The sequence below is a fragment of the Pseudoalteromonas sp. OFAV1 genome, assembly GCF_021532595.1.
Taxonomy (GTDB): domain Bacteria; phylum Pseudomonadota; class Gammaproteobacteria; order Enterobacterales; family Alteromonadaceae; genus Pseudoalteromonas; species Pseudoalteromonas lipolytica_C.
Genome location: NZ_JAKGBG010000100.1, coordinates 1 through 1261, shown reverse-complemented (window position 1 = coordinate 1261; position 1261 = coordinate 1). Strand labels below are relative to the sequence as shown.

General features: G+C 39.1%; 2 protein-coding genes. Both read left to right on the top strand.

Annotated elements, in window-relative coordinates:
* Positions 1 to 490: flagellin (locus L1267_RS23590; protein WP_268842670.1), on the top strand; the 490-nt coding region annotated here is incomplete at its 5' end.
* Between the two features lie 425 nt (positions 491 to 915).
* Positions 916 to 1261, top strand: a 346-nt coding sequence (locus tag L1267_RS23585; protein ID WP_442960580.1) for a flagellin N-terminal helical domain-containing protein, incomplete at its 3' end; no start/stop codon positions are given.

Genomic DNA, 1261 nt, shown 5'->3' with positions numbered 1-1261 from the left:
TGCGGCGCCAGTAACATTAACGGCTGATACTGCAAATGATGGTTCAGGAACAGACTCTACTCGTGTTTTAGGTGCTATACAGCTAAATTCATCTAAATCATTTACAGTTACAGGTAATGATGATGCACTAGTTGCAGCCGCGAATGTTGATAATCAATTAATTAGTAATACGGTTGCTGTAAGTGAAATTGATATCAAAACTCAGACCGGCTCACAAGATGCGTTAGCGATTATTGATGCTGCCATAGCACAAATAGATAGCCAGCGAGCTGACTTAGGGGCAGTACAAAACAGGTTTGGACACACAATCAGTAATCTTTCAAGTATATCTGAAAACGTATCTGCTTCACGTAGTCGTATTCAAGATACTGACTTTGCAACAGAAACTGCGCAAATGACTAAAAACCAAATCTTGCAACAAGCGGGTACATCAATCTTGTCGCAAGCAAACCAAATACCACAAGCGGCTATCAGCTTGCTAGGTGGTTAATTAAATTTATAGTCTTATATACGAAAAGCGCACAGGTTGCGCTTTTTTGTTGCGTAACATTAAAATAGCTGGGCGGTAATTTGGTCAGCGCTCTTTTATCGCTATTTTCTTATTGCATAGCGCCTCTTAACCTCTTTGTAACTAATTCACCTAAAACCTTTTTACACAGAGAGAAAAAATGAGAAATAAATGAGGGGGTGATACGACGTAAGAGGAAAAAGTAGAATTTTTTAAAATAAAAAAATGAGTAAAATCAGTTTGTTAATCTGGAAAGCTCAAATAAAATCCATTTTTTTAAAAAAAAGCCTAAAGAAAAATTCTCAGCTGCCGTTAACTTAATCAGTACGGAGCTTGAACATACAATTTGTGAAAGTTCTTGGTTAAATCAAAACAGATATATTACGAAAGTAATCAGGAGTTTTATCATGGCTTTAACAGTAAATACAAATGTATCTTCATTAAACGCTCAGCGTAACCTTTCTCGTTCAGGTCAAGGTCTAGCAACCTCGATGGAGCGCCTTGCGTCAGGTATGCGTATCAACAGCGCAAAAGACGATGCAGCAGGCCTACAAATTTCAAACCGTTTAACTTCACAGGTTAATGGCTTAGCCGTAGCGCAGCGTAATGCCAACGATGGTATTTCAATGGCGCAAACCGCCGAAGGGGCGATGCAAGAGTCTACCAATATCTTACAGCGTATGCGTGAGCTTGCATTGCAATCGGCGAATGGTTCTAATTCATACGAAGACAGAACTGCTCTACAAAAAGAAG